Source organism: Bradyrhizobium sp. sGM-13, from assembly GCF_018398875.1.
GTDB lineage: Bacteria > Pseudomonadota > Alphaproteobacteria > Rhizobiales > Xanthobacteraceae > Bradyrhizobium.
Genome location: NZ_JAGWDK010000019.1, coordinates 29,567 through 44,081, shown reverse-complemented (window position 1 = coordinate 44,081; position 14,515 = coordinate 29,567). Strand labels below are relative to the sequence as shown.

The 14,515-nt window shown below is 63.1% G+C and carries 17 protein-coding genes; 10 read left to right on the top strand and 7 right to left on the bottom strand.

All coding sequences use genetic code 11. The annotated features are described in order from the left end of the window. Positions 1–133: 133 nt before the first annotated feature. Both KJQ96_RS25795 and KJQ96_RS25790 read right to left on the bottom strand, forming a co-directional pair. Positions 134–1,399 (bottom strand): D-amino acid dehydrogenase, encoded by a 1,266-nt coding sequence (locus tag KJQ96_RS25795; protein ID WP_213289215.1) that lies wholly within the window; start codon positions 1,397–1,399, stop codon positions 134–136. A 111-nt stretch (positions 1,400–1,510) separates the two neighbouring features. Then, on the bottom strand, positions 1,511–2,839 hold the full coding sequence (locus KJQ96_RS25790; protein WP_213289214.1) for an aspartate aminotransferase family protein: 1,329 nt from the start codon (positions 2,837–2,839) through the stop codon (positions 1,511–1,513). Positions 2,840–2,992: 153 nt separating this feature from the next. Between KJQ96_RS25790 and KJQ96_RS25785 the strand changes: the two genes are divergently transcribed. The 3 genes from KJQ96_RS25785 (at position 2,993) to KJQ96_RS25775 (ending at position 4,408) form a co-directional block, all read left to right on the top strand. Continuing rightward, a complete protein-coding gene (locus KJQ96_RS25785; RefSeq protein ID WP_028347208.1) occupies positions 2,993–3,541 on the top strand; it encodes a cupin domain-containing protein in 549 nt (182 codons plus the stop codon). A 157-nt stretch (positions 3,542–3,698) separates the two neighbouring features. Next, positions 3,699–4,076, top strand: a complete 378-nt coding sequence (locus KJQ96_RS25780) for a PRC-barrel domain-containing protein (RefSeq protein WP_213289213.1) — start codon at positions 3,699–3,701, stop codon at positions 4,074–4,076. A gap of 104 nt (positions 4,077–4,180) precedes the next feature. Next, on the top strand, positions 4,181–4,408 hold the full coding sequence (locus KJQ96_RS25775) for a 3-keto-5-aminohexanoate cleavage protein (protein WP_213289212.1): 228 nt from the start codon (positions 4,181–4,183) through the stop codon (positions 4,406–4,408). A 74-nt stretch (positions 4,409–4,482) separates the two neighbouring features. Here KJQ96_RS25775 and KJQ96_RS25770 read toward each other — a convergent pair whose 3' ends face one another. Continuing rightward, positions 4,483–6,045, bottom strand: a complete 1,563-nt coding sequence (locus tag KJQ96_RS25770) for a winged helix-turn-helix domain-containing protein (RefSeq protein WP_213289211.1) — start codon at positions 6,043–6,045, stop codon at positions 4,483–4,485. A gap of 146 nt (positions 6,046–6,191) precedes the next feature. Here KJQ96_RS25770 and KJQ96_RS42120 point away from each other — a divergent pair, with 146 nt between their 5' ends. Continuing rightward, on the top strand, positions 6,192–6,449 hold the full coding sequence (locus tag KJQ96_RS42120; RefSeq protein WP_213289210.1) for a DUF1127 domain-containing protein: 258 nt from the start codon (positions 6,192–6,194) through the stop codon (positions 6,447–6,449). Positions 6,450–6,470: 21 nt separating this feature from the next. Here KJQ96_RS42120 and KJQ96_RS25760 read toward each other — a convergent pair whose 3' ends face one another. Beyond that, positions 6,471–7,082 (bottom strand): TetR/AcrR family transcriptional regulator, encoded by a 612-nt coding sequence (locus KJQ96_RS25760; RefSeq protein WP_213289209.1) that lies wholly within the window; start codon positions 7,080–7,082, stop codon positions 6,471–6,473. A gap of 120 nt (positions 7,083–7,202) precedes the next feature. Here KJQ96_RS25760 and KJQ96_RS25755 point away from each other — a divergent pair, with 120 nt between their 5' ends. Continuing rightward, positions 7,203–7,691, top strand: a complete 489-nt coding sequence (locus tag KJQ96_RS25755) for a tautomerase enzyme (RefSeq protein ID WP_213289208.1) — start codon at positions 7,203–7,205, stop codon at positions 7,689–7,691. A gap of 50 nt (positions 7,692–7,741) precedes the next feature. After that, positions 7,742–8,521, top strand: a complete 780-nt coding sequence (locus KJQ96_RS25750; protein WP_213289207.1) for a crotonase/enoyl-CoA hydratase family protein — start codon at positions 7,742–7,744, stop codon at positions 8,519–8,521. A 17-nt stretch (positions 8,522–8,538) separates the two neighbouring features. On the opposite strand, the gene KJQ96_RS25745 is transcribed toward KJQ96_RS25750, so the two are convergent. Then, positions 8,539–9,465: a LysR family transcriptional regulator gene (locus tag KJQ96_RS25745; RefSeq protein WP_213289206.1), complete on the bottom strand. Its 927-nt coding sequence runs from the start codon at positions 9,463–9,465 to the stop codon at positions 8,539–8,541. An 89-nt stretch (positions 9,466–9,554) separates the two neighbouring features. Here KJQ96_RS25745 and KJQ96_RS25740 point away from each other — a divergent pair, with 89 nt between their 5' ends. Beyond that, positions 9,555–9,992, top strand: coding sequence for a cupin domain-containing protein (locus KJQ96_RS25740; protein ID WP_213289205.1), 438 nt, complete (start codon positions 9,555–9,557; stop codon positions 9,990–9,992). A gap of 49 nt (positions 9,993–10,041) precedes the next feature. On the opposite strand, the gene KJQ96_RS25735 is transcribed toward KJQ96_RS25740, so the two are convergent. After that, positions 10,042–10,320, bottom strand: coding sequence for a DUF1488 family protein (locus KJQ96_RS25735; RefSeq protein ID WP_213289204.1), 279 nt, complete (start codon positions 10,318–10,320; stop codon positions 10,042–10,044). 155 nt (positions 10,321–10,475) lie between these two features. On the opposite strand from KJQ96_RS25735, the gene KJQ96_RS25730 reads away from it, so the two are divergent. Further along, positions 10,476–10,880: a DUF4864 domain-containing protein gene (locus tag KJQ96_RS25730; RefSeq protein ID WP_213289203.1), complete on the top strand. Its 405-nt coding sequence runs from the start codon at positions 10,476–10,478 to the stop codon at positions 10,878–10,880. A 9-nt stretch (positions 10,881–10,889) separates the two neighbouring features. Here the strand turns inward: KJQ96_RS25730 and KJQ96_RS25725 are convergent, their stop codons facing one another. Then, positions 10,890–12,089, bottom strand: coding sequence for an MFS transporter (locus tag KJQ96_RS25725; protein ID WP_249734530.1), 1,200 nt, complete (start codon positions 12,087–12,089; stop codon positions 10,890–10,892). A gap of 687 nt (positions 12,090–12,776) precedes the next feature. Between KJQ96_RS25725 and KJQ96_RS25720 the strand changes: the two genes are divergently transcribed. After that, positions 12,777–13,079 carry a hypothetical protein gene (locus tag KJQ96_RS25720; protein WP_213289201.1) on the top strand — a complete coding sequence of 101 codons (303 nt, stop codon included), beginning with the start codon at positions 12,777–12,779 and terminating at the stop codon, positions 13,077–13,079. After that, positions 13,069–14,505, top strand: a complete 1,437-nt coding sequence (locus KJQ96_RS25715; RefSeq protein ID WP_213289200.1) for a TolC family protein — start codon at positions 13,069–13,071, stop codon at positions 14,503–14,505. The genes KJQ96_RS25720 and KJQ96_RS25715 overlap by 11 nt, the downstream gene beginning before the upstream one ends. Positions 14,506–14,515 lie beyond the last annotated feature (10 nt).

The following is a 14,515-nucleotide window of genomic DNA, read 5'->3' as shown; positions in this document are numbered from 1 at the left end:
TGGACGGTAGCGGGGTGACGCGCCAGCGTCATTCCGGGACGATGCGAAGCATCGAACTATGGTGCGCAATTGCGCACCTGAGAATCTCGAGATTCCGGGTCTGGTGCTTACGCACCATCCCGGAATGACAGTGCTAGCCAAATCTGTGATCGTACCGGCTCACGCTGAGCTCGCTCACATCGATATCCGGCTTCCGCCCCGAGATTAGGTCCGCCAGCACTCTTCCCGAGCCGCACGCCATGGTCCAGCCGAGCGTGCCGTGGCCGGTGTTGAGGTGCAAATTGCCGTAGCGCGTCGCGCCGATCACCGGCGGCCCGTCCGGCGTCATCGGGCGCAGGCCGCACCAGAAGCTCGCTTTGCTCAAATCGCCGCCGCGCGGAAACATGTCGGTCAGCGAATGATCGAGCGTCGCCCGCCGCGCCGCATCGAGCGTATTCGAATAGCCGGAAATTTCCGCAGTGCCGCCGACGCGGATGCGGTCACCCAGCCGCGTGATCGCGACCTTGTAGCTCTCATCCATCACGGTCGATACCGGTGCGCCGTCGGGATCGGTGACGGGGACCGTGATCGAATAGCCCTTCACCGGATAAACCGGAACAAAAACACCCAGAGGCTTGATCAACCGCGGCGACCAGCTTCCGAGTGCTGCGACATAGGCATCGGCCTGCAACAGCCCCGCGCTGGTGACGACGCCGGTAATCCTGCCGCCTTCTGCCACCAGCCGCTCGATCGTGGTGTTGAACTTGAACTCGACGCCGAGCTTCGCTGCTTCCCTGGCGAGCGCCTGCGTGAACATCTGGCAATCGCCGGTCTCGTCCTGCGGCAATCGCAGCCCGCCGACGAATTTGTCCTTCACGGCCGCGAGCGCCGGCTCCGCACCGATGCAGCCGGTGCGATCCAAAAGCTCGTACGGCACGCCATAATGCTTGAGCACGGCGATGTCGTCGCCGGTCGAGTCGAGCTGCTTCTGCTTGCGAAAGAGCTGCAGCGTGCCGCGGCTGCGCTCGTCATACGTGATGCCGATCTCGGCGCGCAGCGCGCGCAAAGAGTCGCGGCTGTATTCGGCGATCGGGATCATCCGGCTCTTGTTGACCGCGTAGCGCTCTGCCGTGCAGTTGCGCAGCATCTTCAGCCCCCAGATCCACATCACAGGATCGAGCTTCGGCCAGATCACCAGCGGCCCATGCCGCATCAAGAGCCACTTGATTGCTTTGACCGGCACGCCGGGGCCGGCCCAGGGCGACGAATAGCCGGGCGACACCTCGCCGGCATTGGCAAAGCTGGTTTCCTGCGCGGGCGCGGCCTGACGATCGACGACCGTTACCTCATGGCCGGAACGCGCCAGATAATAGGCTGTCGTGACGCCGATCACGCCACTGCCGAGAACGATGACTTTCACGATCCCTCACGCATCCGCCGCGGCACAATTGCCGCGGCTTCTGGCGCGCTGCTCCGATTGAAATCGGAACAGGGCTCCAGGTTTTGTCTTAACGCGCCTTGCGAGCAAGGATCAGGCCACACGCTTGATCGCGTCGCCGAGGATCGAGACGATGTCGTCGATATGGCTCTTCTCGACGATCAAGGGCGGCGACAGCGCAAAGGAATCGCCGCTCATGCGCAAATAAAGTCCGCGATTGAAGCAATCCACCATCACGTCATAGCCCCGCGCGCCGACCCCGTCCTTGCGCGGCGCGACTTCGACCGCGCCCATCAGGCCGCAATTGCGGATGTCGATCACGTTGGGCAGACCTTTCAGCGAATGCAGCGCATCGCGCCAGTATTCGGCGAGCGACGCCCCGCGCGTCAAAAGCCCCTCGTCCTTGTAGATATCGAGCGTCGCCAGGCCCGCGGCGCAGGCGGTCGGGTGCGCCGAATAGGTATAGCCGTGGAACAGCTCGATGGTGCCCTCGGGTCCGGTCATCAGCCCGTCGTGGATCTTGCGGCTGGCAAACACCGCGCCGCAGGGGACGGTGCCATTGGTGATGCCCTTGGCGGTCGTCATCATGTCGGGCGTGGCGCCGAAATAATCAGCCGCAAACGGCGTGCCGAGGCGGCCGAACCCGGTGATGACCTCGTCGAAGATGAGCAGGATGCCGTGTTTGTCGGCGATTTCGCGCAGGCGCTTCAGATAGCCCTTCGGCGGCGGCAGCACAGCGGTCGAGCCCGGCACCGGCTCGACGATGACGGCGGCGATGGTGTCGGCGCCATGCAGCGCCACCATCCGCTCGAGATCGTCGGCAAGCTCGGCGCCATGCTCGGGCTGATCCTTCGCAAAGGCGTTGCGGGCGAGATCATGGGTGTGGCGGATGTGATCGACTCCGGGCAGATGGGTGGCGAACGCGCGGCGGTTGGCCACCATGCCGCCGACCGACATGCCGCCGAAGCCGACGCCGTGATAGCCGCGCTCGCGGCCGATCAGGCGCGTCCGCGTGCCCTGCCCGATGGCGCGCTGATAGGCCAGCGCGATCTTCAGCGCGGTATCGACCGATTCCGAACCCGAATTGGTGAAGAAGACGCGATCCAGCCCCTTCGGCGCGATCTCGGTGAGCCGCTCGGCAAAGTCGAACGCCAGCGGATGGCCCATGTTGAACGAGGGCGCGAAGTCGAGGTTCATCAATTGCCGTTCGACGGCGGCAGCGATCTGGCGGCGGCCATGGCCGGCATTGACGCACCAGAGGCCGGCGGAGCCGTCGATCACCTTGCGGCCGTCGACGGTGGTGTAGTGCATGCCCTCGGCGGAGGCGAACAGGCGGGGCGTTTTCTTGAACTGCCGGTTGGCCGTGAAAGGCATCCAGAACGAGTCGGTCTGCAGGGTGTTCGGCTTCTGATGAAGGGTCACGGTCTAGCTCCTTTGCTGGCAGCTCAAGGGACCACCGGGCCACGCTCGGGAAGCCACAACAAGTCCTTTTCTGCACTCCTGCAACCCATTGATTTTGCTAACCCGGTCAGGGCATATTTGTTCGATCCGAAACACCTGCAACAGGGATTTCCGATGAGCGTCGATATCGGCGGGCGACTCCGCTTCGTCCGGGCCCGCCACAAGCTGTCGCAGCGCGAGCTCGCAAAGCGCTCTGGCGTGACCAATTCGACGATTTCGCTGATCGAATCGAACCAGATGAACCCGTCCGTCGGCGCGCTGAAGCGCATCCTCGACGGGCTGCCGATGGGGCTTGCCGAATTTTTCGCGATCGAGCCGGAGCGGCCGCGCAAGGCGTTCTACCGCTCTGACGAGCTGACCGAAATCGGCAAGCAGCCGATCTCCTACCGCCAGGTCGGCGATAACCTGTTCGGCCGCGCGTTGCAGATCCTCAAAGAACGCTACGAGCCGGGCAGCGACACCGGCCGGGTGCCGCTGACGCATGACGGCGAGGAAGGCGGCATCGTCGTGAGCGGCCGGCTGGAAGTGACCGTCGACGACGAACGCCGCATCCTCGATCCCGGCGATGCCTATTATTTCGAAAGCCGCCGCCCGCACCGCTTCCGCTGTGTCGGTGGAAAACCGTGCGAGGTGATAAGTGCCTGCACGCCGCCGACGTTTTGAGAAGCCAAGGCTGCTACTCACAAAGCGGACGCTCAGGCTCCCTGCGCCGCAACAAAAGCCCTTGGGCGCTGTGAAATGTTCTCCGCTGCCAGGAACGCCCCCCGTAGCGGCCGAGTTAAGTCGACGAAAATTCACTCTTGTGAAGGGAGCCGAAGCCATGGCCCGCGCAACAGCACATCCGGATCATCAATGCATCTCAAGCGAAGATATTCATGGAACCGAGGTTTATGGAGCAGATGGAAAGAATATCGGTGAGATTGATCACCTCATCATCGACAAGGTGTCAGGTCGCGTAGCCTATGCCGTCATGAGCTTTGGCGGATTTGTCGGGTTGGGCCACAGCCATTATCCCATCCCGTGGAGCGCCCTGACATATGATACGTCGCTTGGTGGTTTTCGAACTGATATCACCGAGCAACAGCTAAAGGATGCGCCGGAGTTCAGTGATGACTCCTGGCAGGATCGAGACTGGGAAACGCGCACCCACCGGCACTACGGGATACCTACGTACTGGGAAGGGCGAGGTGGTCTATAACGCCAGGCAGCATCTGAAAATTTTCACTCGTCAGTGCCGCTGAGTCACTGAAGAAGTTGGTCGACCGCCCGGGCTTGGCGTGGGCGGTTGTACTATGCCTTCAAGTGTCAGCGAAAACGCCTTCGGGCGTCAGCGCCGATCTCCGCCCGCTGTTCACTGATACGATCGCACGTGGCGGCCATATTCGCATCGGCCTCGAGGATGCGCCGCTCGGCACCACCGCCAGCAATCTTGAACTGGTCGAAGAGGCCGTCCGCCTGGTGCGCGATCAAGGCGCTGCACCGGCTACGCCGGCGGAGATGCGGCAGGCGCTGGCGGCGGCCGGCTCATAACCTGTTCCTCCAACGATCCGAATCAAAACGCGGCTCGATGACCTACCAAACGGGCCCGATCAATAAGATGGAGTTTAATCGGGAAGGCCTGCATTCCGGAGACCTTTGGCGAAGGTGGCGAAGTCCACCTCCCGACGAAACATCGCCAAATCTCTCAGATTGGTGGCGCGCAAATCGGGATTACATTCGAGTGCTCGTGATATCGCCCGTTGTGCCAGGTCAAGTCGCCCCGCGAGCGCATGGCTCGCTGCGGAAATGCATGTGGCCAGCAGGAAAGTCGGATTGAAACGCAGAGAGCTTTCGGCGCATGACGACGCCGTGTCATAGCGGCCTGCGAGAAAATGGGCATAGGCCATGGCCCCATGCAAGGCGTACGTGGAAGGATCGAGCGGGCTCAAGCGCATGGCATGCGCAGCATGCTCAAGTGCCAAGTCCGGCTCACCTCTCCAAACCCTTAACCACGCACTAAGGCCCCAACTTCGCCCCGCATTAGGATTTAGCGCAAGTCCCCGGTCCATGAACGCCGCTGCGTCATCGAACTCCTGGGCCACCAAGGCGAGTGCATATCCACCCATACACAGCGCGATAGGGTCATCTTCCCCCACCAGCACCGCCTTCCGAGCCAGCCGCACGGCTTCCGCACTTTCCTGAATGCGTTCATCCATCCAACCCCGCGCTTTCCGCTGCACGTAGCACCATGCAGCCATGCCATATGCGCAGGCAAGACCATGATCGAGCTCGACTGCCTTGCAAAAGAGCCGGAGTGCTTCGGCGTTCCCCTCCTTGGTCCACCGAGCAGCGCTGGCCAGCCCACGCAGGTAATAGTCGTATGCATCCAGATTTTCAGTCGGCTTGCGCTTTGCCCGCCTGATTTCCTCGCGCTGCAGCTTTGGTGCGATTGCACCCACGACGCTGGAAGTCACGTGGTCCTGCAGGTCAAACACGTCCTCGAGGGCACCATCAAAGTGGTCAGCCCACAGATGTGCTCCAGTCTCGGCATCAATAAGTTGCCCCGCGATGCGCAAGCGATTTCCTGCCTTGCGCACGCTGCCTTCGAGTACGTAGCGCACCCCAAGCTCGCGGCCGACCTGCCTCACGTCTACACTTCGGCCCTTGTAGGTGAAGCTCGAATTGCGCGCGATCACAAAGAGCCAGTGAAAGCGCGACAGCGCCATGGTGATGTCCTCTACGACGCCGTCGGCAAAATATTCCTGCTCTGGATCTAAGCTTAGGTTGACGAAAGGGAGGACGGCGACTGAAGGTCTGCTGGGCAGCGTCAGGGAGCATTTCGGCGGTTCTGCCCAGTTGTCGGGCGCCGCGCCGCCTCGCTCTTCCTGCACTTGCCCGACAAAACGGACGCCCTTCCGCGCCAGTGTTTTGATGAGACGTTGCTCTTCGCCGGAATCGCCGATCGCATTCCGCGCGGCGTTCAGACGGGTCGTCAACGCGGCATCAGATACAATGCGTCCGTTCCAAACGGCAAAGATGAGGTCGTCCTTGCTGACGACGCGCTGCCTGTTTCGAATCAAGTAATCGAGCAGGTCAAAGACCTGCGGTGTGATTGACACCGCATCCGCCCCGCGGTGCAGCTCACGCTTTTCGGTGTCAAGCGTGTAATTCTCGAAGAGATAGCGCAATTTGCCATTCCTTCTGAGGTCGACCTAACGCCCCCGAGCACGAAGAATAAGCTGCCGGTAACGGAAATGTAAGCCAGCAGTTAAGCGCGCCGGCGCACCTTGCGGCAACTTTGCCTGGTCAAGAAGTTCAAACAGGGCACACCGCAATGAGCACGATCCACGGGCTTACCGAGCTGAGACCGGCGACCGCAAAGCGGCAGGTCTACAGTCCGCTCGAAGCATATTGGAATGCATTTCAGGAGTGGCGCAAACGCGAGAAGCTGCGAACCGAGTTGTGTCGCCTGACGGACAGCGAGCTTGCGGACATTGGTATCACGCGCGGCGAGATTGACTACGTCGCCTCAAACCACTCATTCGCGCTGGATCCCCTCCGTTGGATGTCCGATATCGGCACCCGACGGTGATCGACTTGGAATTCATCTTGCCTACTTTGGCAGCGCGCTGGAAAGCACCAGTTCAAGCTCCTGCCTCACGTCGTCAAGCGGCTGGGCGCTGCGCGCGGCGCGGCACATCGCGACCGTTCCCTCCGTCGAGGCGATGACGAGTGCCGCCAGCCGCCGCGCGCGCGCGGGCGCCACGCCCTCGCGGCGCAGCGCCGTAAACATGATGCGCTGCCAGTCGGCAAACACGCCGTCGGCAAGATCGAGCAGATGCCGTTGCGCGGCTTCGTCCGGCGCGCCGTCCTTCTCCGTCGCATCGTTGACATATTGCTCGACCGCGACCGCGAGCACCGGGCAGCCGGCCTGGAATTTCGACTTCTCAAGCGTCTGACGCCACAGCGCGATGAAGGCACGAAGCCCGGCGATGGCGCCGCGCGATTGGACCAGATGCTCCAGCGGCCCGCTGACCTGCTTGCCCGCAAATACCAGCGCGTCCTCGATCAACTGCTGCTTGCCCCGCGGAAAGTGATGACCGATCGAACCGCGCGGCGTGCCGGTGTGGCGGACCACCTCGCGCATGCTGGTTGCGTTGACGCCGCGGCGGCTCATCAGGTCGGCGGCCCCTGCCACCATTTTTGCGCGGGTATCCGACGTCATCGCGAATCTTCCTTCGTCTGCATGGCCGCATGCTAGACTATGACGCTTGACATAGCCAGCTCTGTGTGAAGTTATGACGTCCGCCATAGTCAAAAGAATGCCGACGCGAGGAGACGCGCAATGACGTTTATCCATGTGATGACGCCGCAGGGACGGTTGAACGCCGATCAGCGGCGGGTGCTGGCAAAAACGCTGACGGACGCCGTGCTCGTGCCGGAGGTCGGCAAGCTGACGCCTGAAGCGCGCCGCGGCTATCAGGTGCATTTCGTCGAGCGCCCGCTCGACATGATCGCGCACGGCGGGGAATTGCTCTCGGACAAGCCCAGCGACGTGATGGTGCTCGACGTCGTGGTGATGGACTGCTGCTGGACGCGCGAGGATCGCGCTACCGTCATCCGCAACATCCATGCCGCGCTTGCGGACGCCTGCGGGATGAAGACACCCTCACCAGGCTGGTGGATCAATTTCCGTATCGTCGAGGAAGGAAGCTGGGGGTCGCGCGGCGGCGTGCTGTCGTTCCTCGACCTGCTCGATCATGGCGCATCGCACTTTTCGCCGGAACGCGCCGCGGCAATCCGCGCCGCACTCGCCGTCAAATACGAGCGATAGACGCGCACGCCTCACACTGCATTTTTAGAACAATGAGGACGGAGAAAACCATGATCGCCGAAGGAACAATCCGCACCGAAATCCACGACCGCATCTTCAAGATCATCATCGACAACCCCGCCAAGAAGAACGCGTTCTCGCCCGCCATGATGGAGCAGTTGTCGGACGCGCTGACGGAGCTTCACAACAACGACGGCTATTGGGTCGGCGTCATCTGCGCCGAAGGCAAGGATTTCACCGCCGGCCTCGACATGCCGAAATTCTTCGGCCCCAACGCCGAGAAGCGGAATTTTAGGGAGGGCAATGTCGACGTCTTCGGCCTGCAGAAGCGCTGCAAGAAGCCGATCGTGTCAGCGGTGCAAGGCATCGTGTTCACCATCGGCATCGAGCTGATGCTGGCGGGCGACATCGTCGTAGCCGCCGACGACGCCCGATTCTGCCAGATGGAATCCAGGCGCGGCATCGCACCGCTTGGAGGTGCGCATTTCCGCTTCCTGTCGCGCACCGGCTGGGGCAACGCGATGTATCATTTGTTCCTGTGCGACGAATTCACCGCAGCGCGCGCCCGCGAGATCGGGCTGGTCCAGGAAGTCGTGCCAGCCGGCCAGCAAATCGAGCGGGCGATGGCGCTCGCCACGATCATTGCCGGCAATGCGCCGCTCGGCATTCAGGTCACCAAGGAAGCGGCCCTTCAATATGTCGAGCACGGCGAGGCGGCGGCCATCGCCTACATTCCAAAAGTCCGCGAGCGCGTGCTCAACAGCGCCGATGCGCGCGAGGGCATTCAGTCCTTCATCGAGCGGCGCGCTGCGGTGTTTCAGGGCAGGTAGGCGCGGCGCTGCCCGCCTCATCCTGTCAGGATCGATTTCAGCGAGTCGCGTTCTTCCACGATGAAGTCGAAGAACGCCGCGATGCGCGGGACGCGCCTGATATCCGGGTGGGCCAGAAGCCGCCAGCTTCGGGTCAATTCAGGGATGGGCCCGAGCACGCGAACCAGATCCGGCTCCGCATCGCCGAGCGCCGTCGGCAGCGGTCCGAGGCCGACGCCGGATTTCACGGCATAGACCAGCCCCAGCACGCTGTTGTTTCGAGCTGACATCTGGGCGCCGGGCGCCACTTCCTTCAGCCACTTGGCGGCGCGGTGGTTGGCGAGCGTCTCATCGAAACCGACGAGAAGGTGACGCGACAGATCCTCGATTCGTTCGGGCTTGCCGTGGCGCTCAATGTATCCATGGCTGGCATACACGGCCCAGATCGAGTCGGCGATCTTGCGGCCCACCAGCTCGTCGTCGGTATCGCCTGAGCGAAACGCAACATCCACCTCGCCCTTCGACAAATCAAGATAGCGGTCGCTGGTGATAAACTCGACGCGAAGCTGCGGGTAACGGGCATGGAAGCGGTCGATCAGCGTCGACTGCGTCATCCGGAAAACGATCGGCTCCGGACAGGTGACGCGGATCACGCCCTTTAGTTCCTGTTGGACGTCGGTGGCCCGCCTTTGGAAATCATCGACGGCCGCCTCGATGCGCTCGGCATATTTCAAGAGCGTGTTGCCGTACTCGGTCAGGCGATAGCCGGTGTTCTGCCGCGTCACCAGAGCCCGCCCCAGTCTGCGTTCGAGCTCTTCGAGGCGGCGGTGAACCGTCGACTGGCTGGTGCCGAGCGCCTTGCCGGCCGCGATCGTGCTGCCGTGACGCGCGACCGCGAGAAAGTATTTCAGATCGTTCCAGTCGAACATCCGCCCATTATGCACTTCTGCGGCGGGGTTTCGCAATCTTGCGGCTCCCGCGGCGGGGCAGCGGCCCGTAGGCTTCTTCGCGCCGAAACACCGCGCGGTCCCTGACCGACACAAGGAGCGAAAACATGCGCAGCCATTTCATCCCGGCCATTTTCGTTCTCGCCGGCCTCGGCGCTGGCCTCGACAATCCCGCATCGGCGCAGCAGCAGGGAGCGCCCGCGCCGAATATCGCCAAGCCGAATATGGTACTGCAGCAGGTCGTCGAGGGATTGCCAAAGGATGACAGGCAAACCGTGCGGGTGATGACCGCAACGTTCAAGCCGGGCGACAAGACCGTGTATCACACCCATCGCTTTCCGGTGACGGTCTACGTCCTCGAAGGCACCTTCACGCTCGAACTCGAAGGTCGTCCCCCGCTTAACGTCAAGGCCGGTGAAGCGATGGTTGAACCGCCGAACGTGCCCATGACCGCCTATAACCGCAGCGCCACCGAGCCGACCAAGGTGGTTATCTTCTATGTCAGCGCGAATGACACGCCGTTCCTGGACTTGCATTCGCACTAGGCGGCCTGCCATCGCGGCGACGACATTGCCTAGCAGGTCAGCAATAGAGCTAGCCGCGAAAATCGATGCTGCGCAGGATGATGCCGGGCGGGGTCCCCTCGAACTCCCCCGCTTCGAACTTGCGCGACGCGCATTGTTCGATGCGGTCGCGCAACCGAAGGAATTGTTCTTCGCGCTGGCTGGTCGCCGTGCGCGAGGCATGTTCCAGCGCATCCATCGCGGAGGCGCTGACTGCGCAGGGTATTTCCCTTGGGCCGTCCATCATGGAAAACAGCAGCACCATGCGGTCGAACTCATAGCCGCCAATATTTCCGCGTGCGAGTGTCATCGGGTGTCCCTCCCGAGAGAAACGATAATTGAGAAACGACAACTGCCTTGGCTTGTTCCTCATCTCGCCTGACGCTTACGCGAATAGTACTTCCGCCCGCGTGCCGGCGGGTATAAATTTCCACTTGTCTGCACCGCCAGTCCGGGGGCATTTGCATGCGCGCTCTTGCTCTGGTTCTCGCATTCCTGATCGGGTTGGGCACCCCTGCCCCCGCCGACGACGTCGCTACTGCGCAGAGCGTGATCCGCGCGCAGGAGCAGGCGTTCATTCGCGACGACGCCGCGGCCGCCTATTCCCATGCCGCGCCCGAGATCAGGCAGATCTTTCCGCAGGCCGATATCTTCATGCAGATGGTCCGGCAAGGCTACGCGCCCGTCTATCGCCACAAGAGTTTCGAATTCGGCGAGGCGCGTTCAGCCAATGGCCGGATCGCGCAGCGCGTCCATATCGTCGACGACAATGGCGAGGCCTGGGAAGCGATGTACACGCTGGAGCAGCAGCCGGACGGCAGCCTGAAGATCACGGGATGTTCGCTGCTGAAAGCGGGACAGGCGGTCTAGTCAAAATCTCTAAGCAGTCGCCAGCCGCTGGCGTGCACGCATCAGCAGCAGCACCATGATCCCGATGTTGAGCGCGTTCCATGCCAGCCCATTGGCGAACGCGGCGCCGTAGGAGCCGGTAGCGTCGAAGATCGCGCCCGAGATCCAGCCGCCGAACGACATGCCGAACACGGAAGCAAAGATCACGATGCCGACGCGGGTCGCCGCTTCGGAGGCCGGCATCGCCTCGCGCACGATGATCGCGTAACTCGGCACGATGCCGCCCTGAAACAGGCCGAACATCGCCGAGATAATATAGAGTGAGGTCAGGCTGTCGAAGAACAGGTAGAACAACAGCGCCGTGCCCTGCGCGAACGACCCGATCAAAAGCGTGCGGATGCCGCCGATCTTGTCGGCGAGAAAGCCGCTTCCGATCCGGCTGATGATGCCAAAGCCCAGCATCAGCGACAGCATTTCGGCGCCGCGCGCCACGCCATAGCCGAGGTCGCCGCAATAGGCGACGATGTGCACCTGCGGCATCGACATCGCCACGCAGCAGGCGATGCCGGCTAGCGACAGGATCGCGGTCAGCGCGTTGGTGGAGAGTTTTAGATCGACGCGCGGCGGCGCCGCGTTGTCGTGGTCGCGCTGACCTCCCGCCCCCATCAGCATCCGCAAGCCGATCAGCGCCAGCGTCATCGCTATCGCCGTGAAGATGCCGATCGCGATATGACTGGTGCGCCAGCCGAGCTGCTCGATGCCGAAATTCACCAGCGGCGGCCAGATCGTGCCGCCGATGTAATTGCCACTGGCGGCAATCGCGACCGCGAGCCCCCGATAGCGGTCGAACCAGTGCGAGGCCTCCGCCATCAGCGGCCCGAAGGTGGCGGACGACGACAGCCCGATGGCGAAATGCACCAGGATAAAGTGCCAGATCGAGGTCGACATTCCCGCGACGACATAGCCGAGGCCCAAAATGCCGATGCCGAGCCCGATCGCGGTGACGATGCCGTAGCGGTCGGTGATCTTGCCGGTCAGCACCCCGCCGGAACCGAACCCGAGCATCACCATGGTAAAGGCCAGCGACGCGGTCCCGCGGCTCGCGGCAAACTCCGTCTGCACCACCGGGAGTGCGACCACCACCGACCACATGCCGACGCTGCCGAGCGAGCCGATCAGCACGGCCACGGCAAGCCGGATCCACGCCCGGCGCGAATCGGGAACGAACAGGTCGGAATCTCGGTAAAGCTCAGAAGAAATTACCACGGCCGGCGGAACTTCGGGGTCAAATCGCCCAAGGTCAAGCCACAATGCCGCGATGTTAGGCATGCAGTTGTGATGGGGATGGCGTCCTCACGCCCTTGGAGGGATCCGCGATTGGGGATAGTTTGCCCGCAATGTTCGTTCGCCTGACCAGACGGGAGCGCGCCAAAGCGGGGTGGTTTGTCGCCCTGCTCTATCTGTTTTGCGTGCTGGCACCGGGAGTTGCACTGGCGCTCGGGGACGCCGCGTCATGCCTGGTGATCGCGTCCCAGCCGGCCGCTGCCTCGCATACGCATGATCACTCAGAGCATGCGGCTTCCGGTGAGCATCAGCACCATCAGGCGCACGAAAGCCACCAAGCCGGTGCCGGTGACGCCCAGCACGAGCAGACGAAGCATGGACATGACAAGTCCTCGCCGGGACCGTGCTGCGCCATGCTCTGTGTCTCCGGCATCACGGCTGATCTGCCGACGATTGTAAAACCCTCGCAGCCGACCTCGCTATGCGTCTCCGAGAATTCCTGGCGCCTGCCGGGTGAGGCGCCCCCGCTCCACTACCGTCCTCCCATCGCCTGATCCAACGTAACGACGTGGGCCGCCGCGCTACGACAGCGTGCGCACGCCCGTGGTTCATCGTGAGATCAGGGAATTATTTATGTCTGCGCAGTCTCATGCGTGGTCCGCCGCCATCGGTTCGGCGGACGGACGTAATGCCATCTTCAAGTCAGCGGTCGGCGGCGCCGTGGCCGCCATCGCGATTGTAGTCGCGGGCTGCACACCTGTGACCACGCGCGTCGCCGGCGCCGATCCCGCCGATCCAACGGCTCGCGTACCCGGCGTCGGCTACCGCTCGACGATTGCGCCCTACACCGCATTGCGTCCCTCGACGCCCGCGCCCTGGCGCGAGCGCAACGACAGTGTCACGCCCAAACAACGCGGGAACAGCCATGAGCACTAGCCTCGCACGCCGCGGGTTCCACGGCCTACTGCTGTTAGCCGCCATCGGCCTCTCCGGATGCACATCGTTCTCGCCGGACCATGGCATGACCGTCGTTTCCGACGTCGCCAGCCAGACCATCGGCAAGGATGTCGCCTTCGTGCGCTCGACCGACGGTGCCGAACGGACTGGCGGCGCCGTGCGCCGGCTGCTCGGCCGCCCACTCACCGTCGATGCCGCCGTGCAGGTCGCGCTGTTGAGCAACAAGGGCCTGCAGGCCGCCTATAACGAGCTCGCGCTGGCGGAGACCGATCTCATCGAGCAAAGCCTACCGCCGAATCCGACCTTTTCCATCTCCCGCATCTCGGGTAACGGCGCCAGCGAAGTCGAGCGGCAGGTGGTCGGCGATATTCTGGCGCTCGCCACCTTGCCGTTCCGCTCGGAAATTGCGCGCGAACGCTTTCGTCAGGCGCAGCTCCGCGCCGCGCTGGAAACGCTGCGCCTCGCCGCCCAGGTCCGGCGCAGCTATTTCCGATCAGTAGCGGCCAACGAGATGGTCGGCCTGCTCACCGATGCGAAATCGACCGCCGAGAGCACGGCGCAGTTGGCGAAAAAACTCGGCGAGACCGGCTCGCTCAACAAGCTCGACCAGGCCCGCGAGCAGGTGTTTTATGCCGAAACCACCGCCGATCTCGCCAGCGCGCGGCAGGAGGCGACCAGCGCCCGCGAACAGCTCACGCGCCTGATGGGCCTGTGGGGCGAGGATCTGGGTTTCCGCCTGCCCAACCGCCTGCCCGCGCTGCCGCGGCAGCCGCGCTCGCTTCCAACCATCGAGGCCGACGCCGTCGGCCACCGCATTGACCTGCAGATCGCGCGGATGGAATTGGCGGCATTGGAAAAATCGCTCGGCCTGACGCAGGCGACGCGCTTCGTCACGTTGTTCGACGTCGCCGGCATCACCAAGCGCACCCGCGATCCGGAAGGGCCGCCGTTCCGCGAACGCGGTTTCGACGTCCAGTTCCAGATTCCGATCTTCGACGGCGGCGAGGTGCGCGTCCGCCAGGCGGTGGAGGGCTACAACCAGGCTTTCAACCTCTTGACCGAGAAGGCGGTCAACGTGCGCTCGGAAGCGCGCGACGCCTACCGCGTCTACCGCTCAACATACGACATCGCCAGCCACTACCAGCGCGAGATCCTCCCGCTGCGCCAGATCATCACCGAGGAGATGCAGCTCCGCTTCTCCTCGATGCAGATCGATGTGTTCGCGCTTTTGACCGAAGCGCGCCAGCGCCTCGCCTCCTTGCGCGCGGCAATCAACGCCAAGCGCGCGTTCTGGCTGGCGCAATCCGACCTGCAGACCGCCGTCAATGGCGGCGGCTCAGAGGCTGCAAGAGAAACGCCAACGACGACCGCCGCGGCGGCGCCAGCCGCAGGCGGCGGCCACTAAAAGGAGAGAA